At 62.1% G+C, this 21,295-nt stretch carries 17 protein-coding genes; 9 read left to right on the top strand and 8 right to left on the bottom strand.

Going from position 1 to position 21,295, the window contains the following annotated elements; translation table 11 throughout:
- Positions 1–86: 86 nt before the first annotated feature.
- From A8V01_RS09095 to A8V01_RS09085, 3 genes are all read right to left on the bottom strand, one after another.
- The gene (locus tag A8V01_RS09095) at positions 87–1,958 is read right to left on the bottom strand and encodes an FUSC family protein (RefSeq protein ID WP_017503111.1); all 1,872 of its coding nucleotides are present in this window, start codon (positions 1,956–1,958) and stop codon (positions 87–89) included.
- A gap of 196 nt (positions 1,959–2,154) precedes the next feature.
- Entirely contained in the window at positions 2,155–3,867 is a 1,713-nt protein-coding gene (locus A8V01_RS09090; protein WP_036526757.1) for a carbohydrate porin, read from the bottom strand.
- A 140-nt stretch (positions 3,868–4,007) separates the two neighbouring features.
- Positions 4,008–6,446: a membrane-bound PQQ-dependent dehydrogenase, glucose/quinate/shikimate family gene (locus A8V01_RS09085; RefSeq protein WP_036526756.1), complete on the bottom strand. Its 2,439-nt coding sequence runs from the start codon at positions 6,444–6,446 to the stop codon at positions 4,008–4,010.
- Positions 6,447–6,761: 315 nt separating this feature from the next.
- Here A8V01_RS09085 and A8V01_RS09080 point away from each other — a divergent pair, with 315 nt between their 5' ends.
- Complete coding sequence (locus A8V01_RS09080) at positions 6,762–7,664, top strand: LysR family transcriptional regulator (protein WP_026109721.1); 903 nt, start codon at positions 6,762–6,764, stop codon at positions 7,662–7,664.
- Between the two features lie 230 nt (positions 7,665–7,894).
- On the opposite strand, the gene A8V01_RS09075 is transcribed toward A8V01_RS09080, so the two are convergent.
- The 4 genes from A8V01_RS09075 to A8V01_RS09060 all read right to left on the bottom strand — a co-directional run bounded on the left by A8V01_RS09075 (position 7,895) and on the right by A8V01_RS09060 (position 13,149).
- A complete protein-coding gene (locus tag A8V01_RS09075; protein ID WP_014072601.1) occupies positions 7,895–10,864 on the bottom strand; it encodes a Tn3 family transposase in 2,970 nt (989 codons plus the stop codon).
- A 91-nt stretch (positions 10,865–10,955) separates the two neighbouring features.
- Positions 10,956–12,332: a mercury(II) reductase gene (gene merA / locus A8V01_RS09070; protein ID WP_021222959.1), complete on the bottom strand. Its 1,377-nt coding sequence runs from the start codon at positions 12,330–12,332 to the stop codon at positions 10,956–10,958.
- Positions 12,333–12,411: 79 nt separating this feature from the next.
- Entirely contained in the window at positions 12,412–12,741 is a 330-nt protein-coding gene (locus A8V01_RS09065; protein ID WP_004213249.1) for a heavy-metal-associated domain-containing protein, read from the bottom strand.
- A gap of 12 nt (positions 12,742–12,753) precedes the next feature.
- The gene (locus A8V01_RS09060) at positions 12,754–13,149 is read right to left on the bottom strand and encodes a mercuric transporter MerT family protein (RefSeq protein WP_004213251.1); all 396 of its coding nucleotides are present in this window, start codon (positions 13,147–13,149) and stop codon (positions 12,754–12,756) included.
- Between the two features lie 76 nt (positions 13,150–13,225).
- Between A8V01_RS09060 and A8V01_RS09055 the strand changes: the two genes are divergently transcribed.
- The 3 genes from A8V01_RS09055 (at position 13,226) to A8V01_RS09040 (ending at position 15,325) form a co-directional block, all read left to right on the top strand.
- A complete protein-coding gene (locus A8V01_RS09055; protein ID WP_014072603.1) occupies positions 13,226–13,648 on the top strand; it encodes a MerR family transcriptional regulator in 423 nt (140 codons plus the stop codon).
- Between the two features lie 170 nt (positions 13,649–13,818).
- Positions 13,819–14,379 carry a recombinase family protein gene (locus tag A8V01_RS09050; RefSeq protein ID WP_004213255.1) on the top strand — a complete coding sequence of 187 codons (561 nt, stop codon included), beginning with the start codon at positions 13,819–13,821 and terminating at the stop codon, positions 14,377–14,379.
- Between the two features lie 142 nt (positions 14,380–14,521).
- The gene (locus tag A8V01_RS09040; RefSeq protein ID WP_017503485.1) at positions 14,522–15,325 is read left to right on the top strand and encodes a PDZ domain-containing protein; all 804 of its coding nucleotides are present in this window, start codon (positions 14,522–14,524) and stop codon (positions 15,323–15,325) included.
- On the opposite strand, the gene A8V01_RS09035 is transcribed toward A8V01_RS09040, so the two are convergent.
- Positions 15,319–15,735 carry a MerR family transcriptional regulator gene (locus A8V01_RS09035; protein WP_004212867.1) on the bottom strand — a complete coding sequence of 139 codons (417 nt, stop codon included), beginning with the start codon at positions 15,733–15,735 and terminating at the stop codon, positions 15,319–15,321. The genes A8V01_RS09040 and A8V01_RS09035 overlap by 7 nt on opposite strands.
- 78 nt (positions 15,736–15,813) lie before the next feature.
- Here A8V01_RS09035 and A8V01_RS09030 point away from each other — a divergent pair, with 78 nt between their 5' ends.
- From A8V01_RS09030 to A8V01_RS09010, 5 genes are all read left to right on the top strand, one after another.
- Entirely contained in the window at positions 15,814–16,440 is a 627-nt protein-coding gene (locus tag A8V01_RS09030; protein WP_004212870.1) for a cation efflux transmembrane domain-containing protein, read from the top strand.
- Positions 16,440–18,407 carry a cytochrome c/FTR1 family iron permease gene (locus A8V01_RS09025; protein WP_103095547.1) on the top strand — a complete coding sequence of 656 codons (1,968 nt, stop codon included), beginning with the start codon at positions 16,440–16,442 and terminating at the stop codon, positions 18,405–18,407. Before A8V01_RS09030 ends, A8V01_RS09025 begins: the two co-directional genes overlap by 1 nt.
- A gap of 73 nt (positions 18,408–18,480) precedes the next feature.
- Entirely contained in the window at positions 18,481–18,777 is a 297-nt protein-coding gene (locus A8V01_RS09020) for a hypothetical protein (protein ID WP_007406840.1), read from the top strand.
- A gap of 60 nt (positions 18,778–18,837) precedes the next feature.
- Positions 18,838–20,115 carry a TolC family protein gene (locus tag A8V01_RS09015; RefSeq protein WP_004212875.1) on the top strand — a complete coding sequence of 426 codons (1,278 nt, stop codon included), beginning with the start codon at positions 18,838–18,840 and terminating at the stop codon, positions 20,113–20,115.
- The gene (locus tag A8V01_RS09010; protein WP_004212877.1) at positions 20,115–21,293 is read left to right on the top strand and encodes an efflux RND transporter periplasmic adaptor subunit; all 1,179 of its coding nucleotides are present in this window, start codon (positions 20,115–20,117) and stop codon (positions 21,291–21,293) included. Before A8V01_RS09015 ends, A8V01_RS09010 begins: the two co-directional genes overlap by 1 nt.
- Positions 21,294–21,295 lie beyond the last annotated feature (2 nt).

The following is a 21,295-nucleotide window of genomic DNA, read 5'->3' as shown; positions in this document are numbered from 1 at the left end:
GTTTCTCTTCCTCTCCGTGGGTGAGTAGTCAGCGCGAGTCAAGGTGTCCGCGAGAATTTGCAATGACTTGGTCTGACCAAAGTGCTTTAGCAGGATTCCTCCGGTGGCGCCTTCGCTGCGGCGAGGCGCCGGTGCCAGGCGATCGCCGCGTCGCCTGCCAAGCGGCGCAGTGCAGCTATCGACGCGCGATCTTCCGACGACACGTGGAAGCGGCGTACCGTTGTGCCCAAGTCGTGCAGCGCGACCTCGGCCTCCGTGCTGGCCAGGCCGGCCGCGCGCCGCGCCGCCTCGATCTCTCCTATCGGGCGGGCGGCCTCGACCGCCGCGACATAGGCGTGGTTGGCCGCGATGCCGGACCGGATGCGCTCGGTGGGGGAGGCGCCAAAATCGGGCCAGAGCAGCAGCACGGCGAGCAGCGCGGCGATGCTGCCGATGACGTTATCGAGCATCCTGGCGGAGGCGATCCCGGCACCGGGCTGAAGCAGTTCGGTGACCAGAATGAACAGCATGGTGAGGAACGCCACGAACACGGTGTAGTTCACCGACCGCAGCGACACCGCCGTTCCCGCCAGCCCGATCGCCAAGCCGGCCAAAACTGCCGGCGCGGTGGCGACATGCAACACCAGTAGCGCGATGCACCCGCCCAGCAGACTTCCGAGAATGCGTTCCAGACAGCGCGTCCATGTCACGCGTGCGCCGCCCTGCAATACGACCACCACCGCCATCGCCGCCCAATAAGGATAGCCCAGCCGAAAGACGATCGCTGTGTAATAGACCGCCATCAGCCCGGCGGACTGGCGTAGCGCCTGCCGGCAAGCCTGCCGCCACCCGGTCGCCGGGGCCGTTGCCAGGTCGGCGGTCCTGGTGATGATGGGCAGGTCGGTAGGGTGGGCGTCGAAAGCGTCCAGCGCCTGCGCGATCGCGCGCACGCACCCGATGCACAGGTTGTCCGAGAGACGCCCTTCGGTTCGCCGCAACCGCTTGACGGCGCGGTGTCTCGTTTTCCGGCCGGCTTCCCCCGCGCGCATCGACGATCGCCAGGCGAGCAGCGCCACCCGTACCGCCCGCGCAGTTGCAACGCGCTGGGGGGCGGGGCCGATATGGTCGATGAACGCCTGGTCGAGCGCGATCAATGCCCCGAATATGGTTTCCGCCGTGTCAAGGAGGCGAAGAAGCGGCGCGGTTACACCAGGATCGCGGGCGTAAGGGGCGATCAACCCGCGCAGCCGCTCGATCGACAGGCGCACGGCGCGGCGATGTGCGGCATGCTCGCTGTGCCATTGCTCGTCGCGATGGCGGCTATCCCCGATCGTCGCCAGATCGCCGCTCATGTCCAGCAGCCGCGCGGTGACGGCATCGGCGAGCTGGCGCAGCGGAGCCGCAGGGTCGAGCCGCCACAGCGCATTTATCAGGAGATAGGCCCAGGCCGATCCCGCGCTGAAGGCGCCCGCCTGAAAAAGGGCATTATCCAAGGGGCGCGGAAAGCCGACGGCGACGACCCCCACAACCGCCAGCAGAGTGCCGAGCGGCCCGCTCCAGGCAACGCGTGATCCTCCGACAATCGACAGGAACACCAGCGCCGGCCCGATTATCATGCCGGCCATAGCACCTGCCGACGCCCCCCAGGCTCCGGCGAGCGTGACCAGCGTCCCACACACGACGAACAGCAGGAGCAGACGGCGTCGCAGCCGGTCCGGGCCAGGCGCGTCGCACAGGCAGGTCCAGAAGGCGGCGAACACCGCCCAGCCTAGCGCCGCCCGCCCGAAGGAAACCGCGATCGCCAGCGGTACGCCGACAGCCAGCGCGGCGCGGCACCCCTCCGCAAGGCTGAAATGTTCCGGCGCCAGCCCAATGGAGCGTAGTTCCAGCCATCGCGCAGCTAGTCTGACGGTGGTCGGTGCGGTGCGTCGGGATACCCACCCCATCGCCCATGATGCCATGGTCCTGTCCATCGTCATCGTTCTTCCTCGGCGCCTAGCGCCCGTCCAGAGACATTCTCCGCGTGGCACATGCAAATAGATCGTACATACCCAATAGGGTATGCTGGCATCCGGACTCGTTTCGACTCGCTGCATCCAACTGGCTTAAGGGCCAGATCATCGCCGCGATTGGGCGGGGCACCGAACGTTAGAAGCAAGCAGTTGATGGTAGTTTTCAGAAATTTGCGATGATCTTCATGCCTAGTAGCGTCGCGTCCGGGGTCTTGGTGGTTTCACCCGGACGGATCATATAGTCAAATTCGGGCTGAAGCTGAAGGCCGGGCATGACATCAATGCTATAATAAGCCTCGATCACGTGAGAGCTGGTCTGCGGTGCCAGCACCGAAGCCCCAAGCGACTGACCGCTATCGATCAAGTACATCTGGTTGAGGCGCAATCGGTCGCTGACATGATACCACGACCATAGCACGCCAAAACGATCGGTATCGCGATGCGGGACCACCCCGTTGAATGAAAAGCCCGCATAATATTGGTCTGACAACGCCGCCACGCGCGGGGTGTTGTGGACATAGCCGAACATCAGGTAACCACCCGACATCTGGTCCGATCCGCCCTTGCGGTAGATCATCTGATCACCTTCGAACCAGTACATATTCATCGGTGCGCTAGGCGGCGTACTATCCCGCTTAATCGCGTTGGCTGCGCCGGTTGTCATCAGGTCGGCATAACGTGAGGTGTCGCGGGCATAGCCGAACACATAATGGCCCGGTAGCTTTTTGTCGGTGAGAAACGGCTGCCACGTGAATTCAATCGGCAGCATGACCCCGGTGGTTCGCTCGCTGCCCCAGGCCCAGCCCGATGGATTGCTCGCCAGCGGCGTGACCTGATAAACACCCAACTGTACGCTGGTATCACGCGTGGGGCGCAAGCGTACACGCCCACCCATCGTAGCCTTGGGATAAACGGCGAACCCGGGTGCCCGCTTGAGTATAACCGGCGCCGAGCACGTCACCATGAACGAACATAGTAGCGGCGATGTCGCAAACACGTGGGTCAGCGACATGCGTCCCACCGCCACATCAAGGCGCCCGTCTAACATGGTTTTTTGTAGGTAGAAGTCGACAAGATGAGCGGCGACGCCTCCCGTTAGTCCATACACTTCCATCAAGTTGATATAACGCTCGCCCAGTCGATCGGTCGACACCTGGTGCCCCACTCGGTTCATTACCAAGGCGTGCAGCGTCCAGCCTCGCAGCCCGACCAGCTTGTCGAGATCGAAATGCATTTGCAGGGTGAGTTCGTGAACATAGTCTGCGCCGCGTTCCACGCCGCCATCAAGGTTGTCCATCGCTTCCGCCTTATAGGAGAGGGAGAATGTCAATCCCTTCTGCTTCAGGCTGGCACGGAACCGATCGAGCGGCGTGATCAGATGGCCGCCCACAGTGGTCGGCACATAATAGGCATCGGGAATGTCGGTACGGCGCAGCGAGTCGAGTTCGGATGGCAACATCCAGGATATAGCCTCACTGTCAGTCAGAGGACGCAGGCTGCTGCCGCCAATATTGCGGCGAAGGCCTTCTGCGGTGTCGGGCATGAGAGGGGCCGTATCGGTGGCAGGAGTGTCATGATCACCCTCAGCATCGTCATCATCTGATGGCGTGGGTGCTGCATTTGCCCCCACCGACACGGCGGTGACAACGGATGCCGTTTCATGGGGCGACGCTGCGGACAAAAACTTGGTCGACGTCAGCGGCGATACGATCTCCCGTTCAAGGGGGGCACCGTCCTGAGAACCGCTGGCTTGAAGAACGCTGTCTTCGGCATGGGCCATCACTGGGCTGGCGCAGGAGATCAAGGTTGCAGACAAAGTTGTTAGCATCGGCAAAGAAGCGCGACTGTGCGAAAACGGCCGGGGAAATTTTTGCATTATGAAGCCCTGACCAGCTAGGCGCGTTTCTCCAGGCCGGGTCGATCCATAGAAGCGCCAGGAATCCGCGATCAAATAAGAGGCCGGAGCGGCTGTTCGGGGTAAAGCCGAAAGGCCGCTCCGACGTGGCGATGTCATCCCTAGCGGGCAGCCAAGCCTTTTTGTGGGAGGGCGTAGGCAATGATATAGTCGCCTACGTCAGCCGCGTGGCTCATACCGCCTACCGAGATCACGACATACTGACGTCCGGTACGCGGCGAGCGGTAGATCAAAGGAGCGGCCGGGGCACCGGCGGGCAGCCGGGCCTTCCACACTTCTTTGCCCGTGAGCGAATCCAGCGCGCGCAGGTAATTGTCCTGGGTCCCGGCAAAGAAAACCAGACCAGAGGCTGTTGAGGTCGGTCCACCCAAAGTAGGCATGCCAAGCGGGATCGGCAGGTGGGTTTTGATACCCATCGGCCCAGTATCGCGCACCGTGCCAAGCGGTACCTGCCAGACGATTTTCTTGGTCTTGAGGTCGATCGCGGTCATCGTGCCGAAGGGAGGCGTATTGCAAGGTACGGCCAGCGGCGACTGGAGAACGTCGATCCGGACTCCGCGATAGGGTCCAGCGACCTGCGGACGAAGCGTGCCCATGAAGCCGGGAACTTCGTCCATCGAGATCTTGTACTTGCCGGCGTTTTTCTCGTTGACCAGCATCATGCGTAGCGGCACGCGCATGTCGTTCACAAACATCAGGTCCCGCGTTTCGTCGATCGAGACACCGCCCCAGTTCATACCGCCGAGCAGGCTCGGATATTCGATATAGGGTTTCTCACCCGGAGGCGTGAAGGCACCGGTATAAACCGAGTCCTTGAACATGATGCGGCAGTACAGCTGGTCGAAGGTGCTGACGCCCCACATCTTGCGTTCGCTCAGGCGATCATTGCCAATGATTGGCATGCCTACCGAAAATGGCTGTGTCGGCGATAGCCGATCGCCTTCGGCAGCCGGATTGTTGGTGACGGCCCGTTCGACGACGCGAGTAACCGGCTTGCCGGTCCGACGGTCGAGAACGAAGATATTGCCCGTCTTGGTGGTTTGGATGAGCGCGGGAACCTTCAGGCCCTTGTCGTTCGTCACATCATAGAGAACGGGTTGTGAGGGCACGTCATAGTCCCACACGTCGTGGTGTACGGTCTGATAGACCCACCGTGTCCGACCGGTCGAGGCGTCGACCGCGACAATGGCGGCGCCGAACTTTTCCTTGGCCTGGTTGCGGTCACCCCCCCAATAGTCGGGCGGACCAGCCCCGGTGGGGAGGTAGACGAGGTTGAGGTCACGGTCGTAAGTCGGGACCGTCCAGACATTGGGGGTTTCGAGAGAGAATTGCGGATTCTGCTGCGCGGCGACAGCATTGTCGGGACTACCCACGTCCCAGACCCAGGCCAGCTTGCCGGTCAGGGCATCATAGGCGCGCACCGCGCCCGAGGGTTCGCCGTGGACGATGTCACGGACCCAGCCACCGACAACGGCGACATGCCCCATCAGCACCGGAACCGATGTCGGATGATAGCGCTTGCCCTGCTCGACCGGGCCCATGCCTGGGGCCAGGTCGACTGTGCCCCCCTTGCCGAAATCGGCGCAAGGCTTGCCGGTGGCCGCATCGATGGCGATCAGACGTGCATCGACCGTGGAGATGAGCAGCCGCTGCCTGCATATACCGTCGGGGAGCGCAGCTTTCTGCGAGGGCGTCAAGCGGGTATCGGCGTCGACGTCGTAATAGCCAACACCCCGGCATGTGACGTGTTCGGCGGAATGAGCATGTGGATCGAATTTCCACAGCGCCTTGCCGGTGTCTGCATCGAGCGCCGTGACCATGTTTTCAGGCGTGCATGAGTAGAGTATGTTGCCGATCTGCAGCGGCGTGTTCTCGTCGACGCCAATCCCGGCCCCGGTCGTGCGGCGCCCGGTGCGATAGGTCCACGCAACCTGCAAATCGCTCACATTTTCGAGATTGATGTCGTTGAATGGCGCAAAGCGCGTCCCGTTGGCGTTGCGCCCGAACATCGCCCAGTTGCCCGGCGCGTCGATCTTGTCGAGCGCGAGGGGCGTTTGTGCGGACAGATTGCCCGGCTCGTAAATGGCGCCGTGCGGGAAGAAAGCCGAAATGAGCGTCAATATCAGCGCACCGGCGGTTGCTGCACCACCCCAGAAGCTGGCACTGCGCAGTTTCGCCGGCACGGCTTCCAGCGTCGCACTCGCCCAAAGCCCGAGACCAAACATCAGGGCGGGAACCACCAGACGTGGCAGCAGCGCCCAGAAGCCGAACTCGGGCGTGTCGAAAAGGGCCCAGATGACCGTCGCACCAAAAATGGCGATCGTCAGATGTAAAGCAGCGTGGTGCCTTTTAAGGTAAAGAAACGCGAGAATAACATATGCCACACCTGCCAGGGCATAATAGGATGACCCTCCAAGTGTGATCAGCCTCAACCCGCCTGCGGCAAGGACAAGGCCAACGGCGAGGGTTAGGGCGGAGAACAGAACGCGAAAAATGCTTCGGCCGTTCAAGCGATGCGGAAGTGAAGAGTAGTCATTCATGACGGTCGCTCAACGAATCTACATCAGCCAATCTGTCCAACGGCATTTGACGGTTGTTCACTTAGTTGCCTTTCCATATTTATACTGGAGTTTCACAAGAAATCCGGCGGCGCTGGTATATTATCCCATTTTATGTTTGGATTCTGCACGCGGTCTATATTGTGAAATACGCGCAAATGGCACTAATTCATATCTATCAATCGGAAGCGCGGTCGTTAGACCTGGGTGCCGCATTCATGCGCGGTCCTTTATTTCGCTTTTGTGTATGAAGGAAATGAATTTGCGGAATTGTGAATATTCCAGTAACGAATGGCCATGGAATTCCGGCTATTACGCTCGTTCACTGAAGTCGTGCGTTGCGGCGGTTTCTCGCAAGCAGCGCGTTCGCTCGCTTCCACGCAGTCCACGATCAGCAAAGCAGTCAAGCAACTCGAGAATGAGCTGGGAACAATATTGCTCGACCGTTCCGGGCACCGCTGCGTGATGACCCCTGCGGGAGAAGTGGTATATCGCCGCGGCATCAAGTTGCTGGCCGATCGCGACGACGTACTGGCCGAACTCGATGAAATACGAGGCTTGCAACGGGGCGTTTTACGACTTGGCATCCCCTCCGTTGGCAATATTAAATTATTCGCGCCCGTGGTATGCACCTACCGCGAGCGTTATCCACAAATCGAATTACGTCTGATCGAACATGGAAGCAACCAGCTCGAAAAGCACTTGCGGGCTGGTGACATCGATATCGCCGGCATTCTGGAGCCGCAGTCTCCTGACTTTGAATGGGAGCCGATACGGAGCAAACCGATCGTTGCCTTACTTTCGTCAGTCCATCCCCTCAGCCGCTGCGGCAGTCTCAAGTTGACGGATTTGCGCGATGTCCCTTTCGTCCTCTTCGACCTCGGCTTCCGTCTGCACGGCATGATCCTCAATGCCAGTCGTAAAGCAGGCTTCGAGCCGACCGTTGCCGTTACGAGCAGCCAGATCGATTTCATGATCGAACTGGTTTCAACCAATGTCGGAGTAGCGTTCCTGCCAAGCGAGATCGTCGATGAAAAACACCTACAAGGTATCGTTTCAGTACCCCTCGACGAAGCGGAGCTGGCCTGGGTGATGGGTCATGCATGGCGGCGTAATGCCTATCTTTCTGACGCGACAGTTGCATGGATGAAGCTGATGCGGGAAACTTCCCGCCCGAGTGAACTTTATACAGGCGTCTAGCGCTGCCAACCGCGTTTACGGCCAGTCTGACTATTTCGTGTTCAGGGGCGCAGTCCTGTCTCGCACGTCCGATGATTGTGGCGACGATTTTTTCCCAGGTCAAGGTTACGCGCGATTGAGGGCATAGCGTGGATGGTACGCCGTAAGCGAGGTCTGACGGCCGCCTTGCAGGCGTCACCTCAAGGTTTGTTCGCCAGACAACGATTTCTCGGACATAAGCGGAACATGGGCTACGCTACACGCTTCAACCGCGCCATTGGCTCGTTGAGTGGGTGGAATTCACCTGCTGGAAGTCGCCTGGCCTGCTCCCAGAGGTAATCGCCGGTCAGACTGATGTGCGCCCAGCCCATCGGAGAAAGGTGCGCAAGCAGTGCCGCATCGAACGTCGTGCCGACAGCGTTGAGGTGCTGGGCGGCCCGGTCGAGATAGACCGTGTTCCAGTAGGAAATCGCCGCAATCAGCAGGTTCAGCCCAGATGCGCGAAATTCCTGATTTTCCAGCGAGCGATCGGTGAACCGACCCTGCCGGTTGGTATAGATGGCGGCGGCAAGCGTGTGCCTCGCCTCGCCTTTGTTGAGACCGGCCTGACAGGCACGTCGCAGTTCCGGTTGTTCAAGCCAATCGAGCGTGAACAAAGTGCGCTCGATACGGCCCAGTTCAGCCAATGCAAAATCCAGCCTGTTCTGGCGTTTGTAGGCGGCAAGTTTTCGCAAGATTACTGACGGCGCCACCGTGCCATCCTTGATTGAGGCGACAATCCTGACGATGTCATCCCAATCGGCCTCGATCGCTGCCGTTTTGATGGTGCGGCCCATCAGATTTTCGATGCCCTTGTATGTCGATGGCGCAGCGATCGAACCCAGCTTGCGGTCGCCAATATCGCGCAGCCGTGGCGCGAAGCGGAACCCGAGTAGGTGGCAGAGTGCGAAAACATGATCGGTGGCGCCGCCGGTATCGGTATAGTGCTCATGCAACGGAAGGTTGCCGGCGCCCAGGACAAGCCCGTCGAGCACGTAAGGCGCTTCACCTGCCGTCGCGGACATGATCCGTGATCCGAATGATGCGAAGTGATCGGAAAGGTGAGAATAGATTTTCACGCCAGGTTCGGCGCCATATTTGGCATTGACGTCCGCCGCCCCTGAACGGCTCCGCCCCGACCGGAAGAACTGGCCATCGGACGACGAACTGGTGCCAGCGCCCCAATGCCGCGCGAAGGGTAATTCGTGATGGGCTGAGATGATCATGGCCAGCGCGGCCTGATAGTTCTCGGGTGAAAGATACCAGTTGTGGGTCCATGCGAGTTGGGCATAGCTGACGCCTTCGCTGGCATTGGCCATCCGCTCCAGCCCGAGGTTGGTGCCATCAGCCAGAATTGCGGCGAGTACCGTGCTGGGGTTGTCGTGCTCCTTGCCTGAGCGCAGGTCACGGAATGCGTTCAAAAAACCAGTGCGTTCGGCGACTTCAAGCAGCAGCTCGGTGATGCGCACGCGGGGAAGCAGGGTATCGAGCTTGCGATCGAGGGCTTCAGCTTCCGGTGGGGTGACAGGCGGCATTTGCTGAAGCTTGAGCCGGTCTCGTTCGAGCGACACTCCCTCAAGCTTGTTTGTTTTCAACTGCTTGGCAAATCGGCGCAGCCGCCAGTCAAGATTTCGTGCCCGGTCAGCGAGGTAGGATGCAGCATTTGAATCGAACGGAAGCACATCCGCCACTTTGGCGGCGTCGCGCCGACCCAGCAAATAGGCATCGAAGCGCTGATAGTTGCGGGTTCCCTCGATCCATACATCACCGGCGCGCAAACGATCACGCAAGGTTGCCATGATCGCAATTTCATAACGTCGGCGGTCGATACGGCCGCTTTCGGTGATGAGACGCTTCCACTGCCGATTGGGGAATGGCAGTGGAACGCCATCGGGAAGGTCGCGCGACTTTCGTGTGTTCGCATCGCGAATGACATCGATGGCTTTGATCAGTGCCGTCCCTGTTCCAGACGCCTTGAAGGTGAAGGCGTCCAGAAATGCCGGGCTGAAACGCCGTAGCGTGGCGTAACGCTCGGTTGCCGTTACCAGTGCGTCCTCGCCGGCAAGATCAGCAAGGGCATCTACTTGGGCCTTTGCCGCAACAAGCCGGTGCCAGCCCACCGCTTCGTCAATCAATTCGAGCGGATCGCCGCCATTCTGGACAGCCTCATCAAGTGCTGTAATCGTGGCGCCAAACAGCCGCATGAGTTGCCCCACCGACTGAATACTATCTTGGTAGCGACGCTCGCGCCCACGCCGCGCGCGCGTGAACATGCCGCCGATAAGTCGGTCAAACATTTGGATCGCGGCATCGGCAAGTCTGGCCTCAAGGTCGATCACTGCGGCCGTCAACGTCGCCCGCCTGCGATTGACGCTGTAATCCGAAAGCAGGAATGCCGGTGCCACGCCGCCCTCGCGGACAAATTGGGCAAAGCGGAATTCCGGAATGGCGCCCCCAACTACCGGGTGGATACCTATGCCGCGAACATAGCGCAGGCGCTCAAGCAAGCCATTGATATTGGCCGCAGTCGGGGCTTCTTCGAAATTACGCAACCACGCCAGCGGTGTCATGCCGAAATCCGGGTTGTTGATTACGAGTTCGTCTAGCCGTGTCAGTTCAGCAGAGCTGAGGCCTTCGACGATTGCGGCTGCGGCAGCTTTGCGTGCGCGTGCCCGGCCAGCAAGACCGGCGCGTTCCAGTGTGTCGCCTGACGGAAGAATGAACCGCTCACCCTTCAGGCCAACCATGAGGGCGCGAACAATCGGTTCACCTCTGTCTGTATACTCGGCGGCTTGCGCGGCAAGATTCAGGGCAAGTGCCAGGTCGCCGCGTCGAAACGGGCGTATGCCAAGATAACGCGCCACGAGATCGGCATGATCGGTACGGGTTTGCGCGCGCTGACCATATGCAGAGAAGGAGGAAGGATCGACGAATAACTGTGCCGCGAGGTACTGAAGAATGACGTCGGGAAGCCCGATCTCGGGTTGCAGACCAAAGCCGGGATGTCGCATCAAAGCGATTTGTGCAGCCAGACCGAGGCGATTTGCTGGACCATAGCGGCGCCCAACCAATTCAACATCTTCCGCAGAAAGGGTATAATGCCCAATGATCGCGGTTTCTTGGACAGGAGGATCGAACAGGCGCCGGCGCTCGTCTCCGGTCAGAAGTCGGCGTCGTGCCATTTTGCTCTCCCGCTGAGGCGAATAACAAAATTGACACCAAAGCGGCTTGCACTGGAGGGAGGCCATTCGTTGCCGGTTGATCCCCGAGCAATCACCCGGCGCAGCAAGACAGTTTGGCGACATCCTTATCAAACGTTTGGGCCGCCAGTTTGAGGCCTTCCACAGTGGTCAGGTAAGGAAATATCGTTGCACCCAATTCCAGGGTGGTCATGCCGTGTTTGATCGCCAGCACCAGTGTCTGGATCGAATCCGCGCCTTCGGGTGCCATGATCTGGCCGCCCAGCAAACGGTCGTTCGCCTTGTCGGCAATCAGTTTGATGAGACCCCGCGTATCGCGTGCTGCCAGTGCCCTTGGCACAGCATCGAGCGGGAGCAGCGAAACCTTGATGTCCAGGCCTTGCGCCCGTGCTGTCGTTTCAGTGAGGCCGGCGCTGGCGACTTGCGGGTCGGTGAAGACGACGGATGGCATGGAGGAATTGTCGTAGCGGTATTGGTTGCCCGTCACCGCGTTGCGCGCGGCCAGTTTTGCGCCATAGGCGGCCATGTAGACGAACTGGTCCCGTCCCGTTACATCGCCCGCCGCGTAAATGCCTGGAACCGACGTTTCGAGGTGGTCATCGACGACGATTCCACCATTACGGGCAAGCACTATGCCGCGCTCCTCCAGCCCAAGCCCGTCGCTATTGGGTCGGCGTCCGGTGGCGATGAGCACCTGTTCCGCCGCGACGGTGTCACAATGCCCCTCGCAGGTCAATTCGACCCCGCTCTGTGTTTGGGCGATACGCTGATAGCCGACACCTGCGCAAACCCGCACGCCCTCGGCTTCCAAATAGTTTTTCAGCGCGGCACTCACTTCCGGGTCCATTTCGGGGAGCAGGCGGCTTCGGCAGCAGATGGTGACATCAACGCCCAGACGCGAAAACATCTGTCCCAGTTCTACCCCGATCACCCCGCCACCGATCACCAGCAGCGATTTGGGCAAGCGATCCAGCGCCAGCGCCGATGTGCTGGTTAGGTAGGGCACGCTGTCCATCCCCGGAATCGGCGGCACGGCGGCGTGCGCACCCATCGCCAATATGACCTTGCCGACCTTCATGGGCGCATCGCCGACAATCAGCGCACCATCGGCAAAGCGTGCCTTGCCCTCGATATAGCTCACACCGTCATAGGCGGGCAGCAGATCGACATATTTTTTTTGGCGCAGCGTCGTGACAAGATCGTCCTTCGACGCCGCCAATACGGACCAGTCATCCATCTGGACAGCGCCCCCAAGGCCGGGAAAGCGCGCGGCGGCAAGCCCACCATGCACCGCTTCGGCGGCGCGGATCAGCGTCTTGGAAGGAACGCAGCCAACATTGACACAGGTGCCGCCAATCGTGCCGTGACCGACGAGCGCCACTTTCGCGCCCAGATCGGCAGCGGCGATCGCGGCGGAGAACCCGGCAGAACCCGCGCCGATGACGGCCACGTCAAATCCTTCCTGCCCGGGGCGGTTGCAACAGTCGTTCATTGCTTATCGCTTTCTTGAGGCGCTGGCGGCGCCCCGCTCAGTTTTGAATAGCGCGCGCCGGATAACCCGCGTTGGTTGATGCAGCGGCAATCGCAGCAGCATTGGTGCGGCGCGGGTTATAGGTTGCGCGCGCGGTCTTGGCTGCGAAATCGACCGTGACCGCCGTTACCCCGGCGACGCCTTCCATCGCCTTCTTCACGGTGATCGGGCAGGTGGCGCAGGTCATGTTCTCTATGGCAAAGGTGGTTTGCTTCTGAGCGGTTGCGGTAGCCGCGGGGCGATCTTGCGCCGTGCCACTAACTGCATAGGCGACCCCGCCGCCAGCCATAGCCAGCACGGCCATAGCGATACATACTGTCTTTTTCATGGGTATTTCCTTTCAATAGAACCAGGGTGCCCACCAGCCGATGGTGAGCGCCAGGATGGCGACGGCAAGGCCCAGCCACAGCACCGCCTTGGTGGTCCAAGCCGATTGTGGACGAGCGCAGTAGGAACCGTCTTCACAGGGCGGTTTCGGCTTGAAATAGACATGCCAGAAGCCGTAGCCGAGCAGCGCGAGCGTTACGCCTGCGACATAGGGCTTGTAAGGTTCGAGCGCCGTCAGGTTGGCGATCCACGCGCCGGAAATTCCGAGCATAACCAACAGTAGCGGGACGACGCAGCAAGCCGAGGCGAGCCCCGCGCCGATCAATGCGCCCGCCGCAACCCAGTTTGCCTGCTTCGGCTCGTGGTTTTCGGTGAGGGCTGGCTGTCCCGCTTCCGGCGTTGAGACCATGGCTTGAATCCCTTGTTCCAACTGAGTGATTCGCAGTGTAGGCTCTGTAGCCACTACAGACTCAAGAGGTATTTTCATGGAGCAACAGGTCGGCATCTTGCGTGCCCAGCTTGCCCGGAAAACAGGCTGCAATCTCGAAACCATCCGCTATTACGAGAAGGTGGGATTGCTGCCGGGGCCGCCTCGCAGTTCCAACGGCTACCGCGTCTATTCGCCGGAACTGGTGCAAAGGTTGCAGTTCATCCTGCGCGCGCGCGACCTTGGCTATGCAATGGATGAGATACGGTCATTGTTGTCGCTCACCGATACCGGTGCACAAACCTGCGCGGAGGTTATGGCGAGAACCGAACTCCACCTTGAAGATGTCCGCCGCCGCATTGCAGATTTGCAGAAGATAGAGGTGACGCTGGCGACCACGTTAGCCAGATGCACTGGAGATGACGTTGCCGAATGTCCCATCCTGGAAGCACTCCAGTTTTTACCCCATCAAGGCAATTGACGCCATCTTTGAGGGATTTGATTTTGTGATGTCAGCTTGGAGTATAGCCTAACTGGACGTCAGGGCGGTACTGCGGTTTCTGTCAGATTAGGGTGATAAACGGAATTTGTTGACGAATTTCGTTACGTATCATAGATTTCAACCTGACATTTTGATGGAGAGAGTGCGCAGTGAAGGGGCAACGGATCGGCTATGTCCGGGTCAGCACGTTCGATCAGAATGTGGATCGCCAATTGGAAGGTCAGTCGCTCGATCGGACCTTCACCGACAAGGCATCGGGCAAGGACGTCAACCGCCCCCAGCTTGAGGCTCTGCTCACTTTCGCCCGCGAAGGCGATACCGTCGTCGTCCACAGCATGGATCGGTTGGCCCGCAATCTGGATGACCTGCGCAAGCTGGTCCAGGGCCTCACCAAGCGAGGTATCCGGATCGAGTTTGAGAAGGAAAGCCTGTCCTTCTCGGGGGAGGACTCCCCGATGGCCAATCTGATGCTCTCGGTCATGGGTGCGTTTGCTGAGTTCGAGCGCGCTCTGATCCGCGAACGGCAACGCGAAGGCATTGCGATCGCTCGGCAGCGCGGCGCCTATCGGGGGCGGAAACGGTCGCTCTCGGATGAGATGATTGCCGATCTGCACCGCCGCGTTGCCGCCGGTGAACGCAAGGCGACCATAGCGCGCGACATGGGCATCAGCCGCGAAACCCTCTACCAGTACCTTCGCGCCGCTGCCTGACACCAATGTTCACATTATGTCCGGAAAATCGTTGTTCAGCGTACAAAGCTTGAGGTGACGCCTGCTGGTCCGCGACATCGACGTACAGCTCGCCCGCGAAACCCGTCGCTTACCCTTTGCCGTCGTTGGTGATCTGAGTTCAGTGTCGGCGGCCTTCGGACGACCGATCGATATCCTCCTCGGTGCCGATATGTTCACGGGTAGCTGCATCGCGCTCGATTTCGCGAAAAGGCGTATGGCGGTCGTCAAGTCAGGCACGTTTCTCGCCGGTCCCGACTGGCGCGCTGTCGCGCTCGGGCGCGGTGCCAAGCAGGAGCTGTTCATTCGAGCTTCCGTCTCGGGTTTGCCTCCCGTGCCCTTGATGATCGATCTTGGCAGCTCGGCCGCGCTGATGCTCTCGTCGGCCTATGCCCGCGATCAAGGGCTGTTGAACGGGAAGCTCGTCTCGACCGCGGCGATCGGCGGCGTCGATGGTGTGCGTATCAACGATGCTTTCACGATCCAGAACATCAACATCGAAGGGCTTGGCGTCTCGAACGTCCCCACACTCGGGATGAGAGCTTGGCTCTCCACCAGCACGGTTGGCAATGTCGGCCTACCGCTGATCGCTCAATTCGACGTGGTGTTCGACGTGACCGCCGGATTCGTGTGGCTCCGGCCACTCGGTCCTCGTCGTCGCCTGCCGATGCTGAAGGACCGTAGCGGCCTTGGCCTCGCAGCCTCACCAACGGCGCTCACCGTTGTTCATGTGGCGGCGAACAGTCCCGCGGAAAAGGCTGGCTGGGCGGTCGGCGACCGGATCGTGGCGGTGAACGGCCATTCGATCGATGCGAACTATACGCGTGGGGAGCTCTGGCAAGTGCGCTCCCGGCCTGCTGGCACCCTCGTAAAGCTGACGATGGCCTCGGGTGATGTGCGCGAGCTCAGGCTGGCCGATTATTATTGATCGGCTTGAGGGTGGCCTTTGCCGATCGCCTTCATGATCCGACAATCGGCCATGCGCGCCTTGGTGCAGCTCTGGCTGAGCATTGCCAACTCATCCCGCAACACCGCGAGTTGCGCCAGTCTCTCCTCCACATCCTTGAGGTGCTGAGCAGCGATAGCTGAGGCGGCACCACAATCCTGGTCCGGGTTCTGCGCCAGCCCCATCAACGAACGGATCTCGTCGACGGAGAAGCCAAGCCGGCGACCGTTGCGGATGAAGTGCAAACGCTCAATGTCACTGGCATCGTAGGTTCTGCGACCCGACGCCGTGCGAGGGGCGGATCGGAGCAACCCGATCGACTCATAAAAGCGGATCGTCGTCACCTTCGTCGAGGTCTCGCTGGCGAGCTGCCCAATCATCACCGGCTTCATCATGCCATCCTTGCTTATGCGAACGTGTCGCACATTTCGCTTGCTTCTACAGCGACTGGAGGTGGTAAGGAAGGCCGCATGAATGCTTCTACCGAAAGCTGCGGGTGCCACGGGGAGCCCGCGCGCGCGCAAACCGATCCGGCCTATCGCCGTGCGCTGCTGACCGTCGTGGTGCTCAACCTCGGCTTCGGAGTCGCCGAGCTGTTCGGCGGGTTCATCGCCGATAGCCAAGCGCTGAAAGCGGATTCCCTCGATTTTCTCGGGGACGGGTCGATCAGCCTTATCGGTCTTCTCGCGCTTGCCTGGTCCGCACGGGCGAGGGCAAAGGTCGCGCTGACGCAGGGGTTGTTTCTCGGTGCGCTTGGCGTGGGCGTAATCGGTTTCGCGATTTGGCGCGCCCTGAACGCAACCGCGCCCGATGCCGAACTGATGGGCACAATCGGCGTTGTCGCGCTCGCGATCAATGTCGTGTCCGCCTTGGTGCTTGCGCGTTTCCGGGAAGGGGACGCCAATGTTCGCGCGATCTGGCTGTTCAGCCGCAACGACGCGCTCGCCAACGTGGCGGTGATCGCCGCGGCCGGTCTGGTGGCGTGGACAGGAAGCGCCTGGCCGGACCTCGCCGTCGCCGGCCTCATCGCCCTCCTGTTCCTCCACTCCGCTTATGAAATCGTCACTGGCGCTCGGCGCGAATTGGGAGAGCGGTAGTGCGTCTGCTCGCGTTGATCCGGGCAATGCTCTCGTTGCGGCTGCTCTCCGCGCTCGCGGCGCTGCTGATCCCTGCTGCGGCAATCGCCGAACCCGGCGACGTGCAAACCGCATGGCGGCTGCTCGACTATATGGCCGTCGATTATGGCGGCGCGGTCGCCAACGGTCGGATCAAGAGCACGTCGGAATATGCCGAGATGACGGAGTTCGCCGCGTCGGTCTCGACACGGCTTCAGGGCCTGCCGGCGAAGCCGGAGCGTCAAGCCCTCATCCAGCGGGCTGCCAACCTCCAGGCGGTGATCGCGGAAAAGGGACCGACTGAACAGGTGGCAACATTGGCGCACGGGCTCGCGGCCGATCTGTTGCGCGCCTACCCGGTGCCGCTCGCGCCCGATAAGGCTCCGAACCTCGTCTCCAGCGATGCACTGTTCCGACAATCCTGCGCGTCCTGCCACGGGATGACGGGCAACGGCCGTGGCCCTGACGCCGCCAAGCTCGCTACGCCCCCGATTGCTTTCACCGATGCCGAGCGCGCGCGCCAGCGCAGCGTGTTCGCGCTCTATCAGGTGGTGACGCAAGGCATCGACGGGACCGCGATGCAGAGCTTCGCCGATCTGCCCAACGATCAGCGCTGGGCGTTAGCATTCCGAGCCGGGAGCTTCGCCTTCACGGATGCGCAGGCGCGCGAAGGCGAGCGGCTTTGGAAATCCGACCCGACCCTTCGCCGGCGCATTCCGGACCTGAAAACCCTGGTCGCGCTCACCCCGGCCGCGCTCGGCGCGGCGATCGGCGACGCCAAGGCTGACCCAGTGCTCGCGTTCCTGCGTCGTCATCCCGAACAGGTGATACAACAGGCTCCCGGCTCGCTCGCGGTCGCCCGCGCCAAACTCGCCGAAAGCGTGGCGGCTGCGCGGCGCGGCGATGCGCGCATGGCGAAAGAGCTGGCGCTGTCGGCCTATCTCGATGGGTTCGAGCCGATCGAGCCAACACTCACCGCGCGCGACGCGACGCTGATGGGTCGAATCGAGGGCGCGATGGGGGAGTTCCGCGCCTCGATCGACCGGGGCGCGTCGCCCGATGATCTCGCGGAGAAGGTCGCAGTACTGGGCGGCCTTTTCGACGATGCGGAAGCGGCGCTCGCGCCTGATGCCGCCACCGAAGCGTCCACGTTCCTGGGCGCGTTCACGATCCTGCTGCGTGAAGGGCTCGAAGCCCTGCTCATCGTTGTCGCCATGATCGCGTTCCTGCGTAAAGCCGAGCGCGGCGAGGCGCTGCGGTACGTGCATGGCGGCTGGGTCAGCGCGATCATCGCGGGCGGGATCACCTGGGCGGTCGCCACCTATGCGATCGGGATCAGCGGTGCGAGCCGGGAGCTGACGGAAGGGTTTGGCTCGCTGTTCGCCGCGGTCGTGCTGCTCTCGGTCGGGATTTGGATGCACGGCAAGGCGCAGGCCGATCAGTGGCAGCGCTATATTCGCGAGAAGATGTCGCGGGCGCTCTCGGGCGGGTCGGTCTGGTTCCTGTTCGGGCTGGCGTTCGTCGTAGTTTATCGCGAGGTCTTCGAGACGATCCTGTTCTATGCCGCGCTTTCGGCGCAAGGTGACAACGGGATGCTTCTCGCGGGGGCCGGGTCGGCGATTGGACTGCTCAGCCTGATCGCTTGGGCCATGCTTCGCTACAGTCGCAAGCTGCCGATCGCGCAGTTCTTCCGCTATAGCTCCTGGCTCATGGCGGTCCTGACCGTCGTGCTGGCGGGTAAAGGCGTCGCCGCGCTCCAGGAAGCCGGCCTTATCAACATCGCACCGCTCGCGGACGTGCCACGGCTGTCGATGCTCGGCGTGTTTCCCACTTGGCAATCGGTGCTGGCGCAACTCCTGATGGCGGTCGCCATTGCGGTCGGGTTCGCCTGGAACGGGCGCGACCGATCCCGCTCGGGTTCCGGCTCAGTGACCCTTGGTTCGAATTAGTGCAATGACATGAAAACCCTTCCGTGATAGAGGCAAGCTAGTGCGAGCCTTTTTGCCTTTCCTGACATGCCTGATGCTGGTCCTGACCAGCTTCTCCGGCATGGCCCATGCCGCCGATCTGGCGGGGGGAAGCATCGCGGGCGTTGAGTTCACGGTCCATACCGCCGGTGACATCGATCAGGTGCCATCGGACTCGGACAAGAATGTCCCGCATCATCACAATTATTGTCACGGACACGACGTCGGCGCGCCTGCGCGCACGACGATGGAATATACCCCCGTCCTCACAGTGCCCAAGCCGACAATCTCCGCCTCTGCGTCGCTCGACGGCCGCACCGGCATGGTCCATTTGAGGCCCCCCCAAGCCTGACGTCCGATTTGGGCGTGCGTTGGCGCGCCCCTGTCGATCATCGTCAGGAGTCCTATTTTCATGAATCGTATCCTCGCGGCCATGCTGGCCGCAGCGTCTTGCGCCACGATGGCGCAGGCGCAGGTCGGACCGTCCGCGCCTGTTGCGCAGGATGCGCCGGTCTACACGCTTGACCAAGCGGTCAGTGCAGCGGGCGGTTCGGCCCCTGCTGCGGAAGCGGCGACAGCTGGAATCGACGCGGCCCGTGCAGGTCGCACAGTCGCCGGCTTGCGGCCCAATCCGGTGGTTCAAGGCCAAGTCGAGAATGTCATCGGCTCCGGGCCGTATCGGGGGGTCCGCAGCGCGGAAACCACGGTCGGCTTTGCGATCCCGATCGAGCTAGGCGGCAAGCGCGGCGCCCGCGTCGCGGTCGCCAATGCGCAATTGTCCCGGGCCGAGATCCAGGCCGCGATCATCGCGGCGGATGTCCGGCTTCAGGTAACGCAGCTCTATGTCGAAGCGGTCGCGGCCGATCGCCGGGTAATGACAGCCCGCGATCAGGCCCGGATCGCCAGCGATGCGCTGCGGGCCGCGAGCGTTCGCGTGCAGGCAGGGCGGGCATCGCCACTCGAGCAACAGCGCGCGGATGTCGCGCGTATCAATGCCGACGCCAATGTGGAGCGGCAGCTTCGCTTGGCCGAGGCGGCCCGCGCCAATCTGGCGCGTCGGATCGGACGGCCGATCGACGGCCTGCTCGATGACACGCTGCTCGATCGCCTTCCCGGTGTGAACGTCTATGGGCCGTTGGCACCGGTCAACACGACCGGCACACTCGCGCTGGCGGCAGCCAACGCGGATTTCTCCATTGCCGAAGCCGGCGTGCGGCTCGCGCGCGCCAATCGCGTGCCTGACCTGAACGTCGGGCCGTCGATCCGCCGCCTGGAAGCGACCAACGACATGGCGGCGGTGTTCAGCGTGTCGATCCCGATCCCGGTGTTCAACAATGGTCGCGCCGCGATTGCGCAGGCGACCGCGCAGCGGACCCAGGCGGATGCGCAGCGCCGCGTGACCGCGCTCGACATCGAACAGGCGATCACGGACGCGCAGGCGCAGGCGGCCAATGCCGCAACGACGGCTCGTGCGGCGTCGGGGCCGGCGCTGGCGGCTGCACAGGAGGCCGCCCGCATCGCGCGGATCGGCTATCGCGAGGGCAAGTTCGGCCAGCTCGAATTGCTCGATGCTGAACGCACGCTCGCCGAAACGCGGGTCGCCGCGATCGACGCGCTTGCCAATTACCAGAATGCCCGCGCGCAAGTGGAGCGACTGACCGCTCGTGCGCCCAATGGGGGGAATCAGTGATGAAGAGCTTTTATCTCGCGGGCGCGGCGTCGCTCGCCCTGCTCTTGGCTGCCTGCGGCGGCAAGGATGGCGGAAACGAGGCAACTGCCGAAGGCGCAGCTGCCAATGAGACGGCAGCGGGCACGGAAAAGGGCGGTGCTGAAGGCGGTCATGCCGGTGAAGGCGTCGTCACATTGGGTGCCGACCAGATCGCCACAGCGGGCGTCCAGGTCGGACGGCCGATCATCGGCGGGGCCGGGACGATCGAGCTGCCCGCGATCATCGAGGGCGACCCACAGGGAACGCAGGTCGTCTCGGCCGCAATTGCGGGACGCGTGGTCGCGCTCACCCGTAACCTCGGCCAATCGGTCGGACGCGGCCAGACCATTGCGGTCATCGAAAGCCGCGAGGCGGCGCAGATCAAGGGCGAGGTCGAGGCGGCGCGGGCGCGGCTTCAGCTCGCTAATTCGAACCTCGCGCGCGAACAGCGGCTGTTCGCGCAGAGAGTCTCCCCTGAACAGGATCTGATCGCCGCCCGCACAGCGGCGACGGAGGCGCGGATCGCCCTGACGCAGGCGCAGAGCATGGTTTCGGCGGCGGGTGTCGGCGGCGGCGGGCTCAACCGGCTCGGCATTGCCGCGCCGATCTCGGGCCAGATCATTGCGCGCCCCGTGACGCTGGGACAAACGGTCGCGGCGGATGCCGAACTCTATCGCATCGCCAACCTGAGCCAGGTGTCGATCGCGCTTAATCTCAAGCCCGAGGATGCGGGCCGGGTGCGTCCCGGCAATACGGTGCTGGTGAAGGCGGCAGGCCGTCAGGCGACCGCCCGCGTGACCTTCGTGTCGCCGGCGCTTGATCCGCAGACGCGGCTCGTGCCTGCGCTCGCCACCCTCGACAATCGCGGTGGCGAATGGCGGGTCGGCGAGCCTGTGACGGCAGCCGTGCAGCTCACGGGCAGCGGCGGGAGCGGGGCGGTCCGCGTGCCGACGACGGCGGTCCAGAGTTTCGAGGGCAAGTCGGTCGTGTTCGTGCGCACGCCCACCGGCTTCAAGGCGACCCCGGTCCAGCTCGGCGATGCGTCGGGCGACACGGTGATCGTCCGGTCGGGCCTGACCGGCAACGAACAGATCGCCACCACCGGAAGTTTCACGCTCAAGGCCGAGATCGGCAAGGGCGAAGCGAGCCACGAGGATTAAGC

The organism is Novosphingobium guangzhouense (genome assembly GCF_002896965.1).
GTDB lineage: Bacteria > Pseudomonadota > Alphaproteobacteria > Sphingomonadales > Sphingomonadaceae > Novosphingobium > Novosphingobium guangzhouense.
Note: the sequence above shows the minus strand (reverse complement) of the source record. Positions and strands in the feature narration are given on the sequence as shown.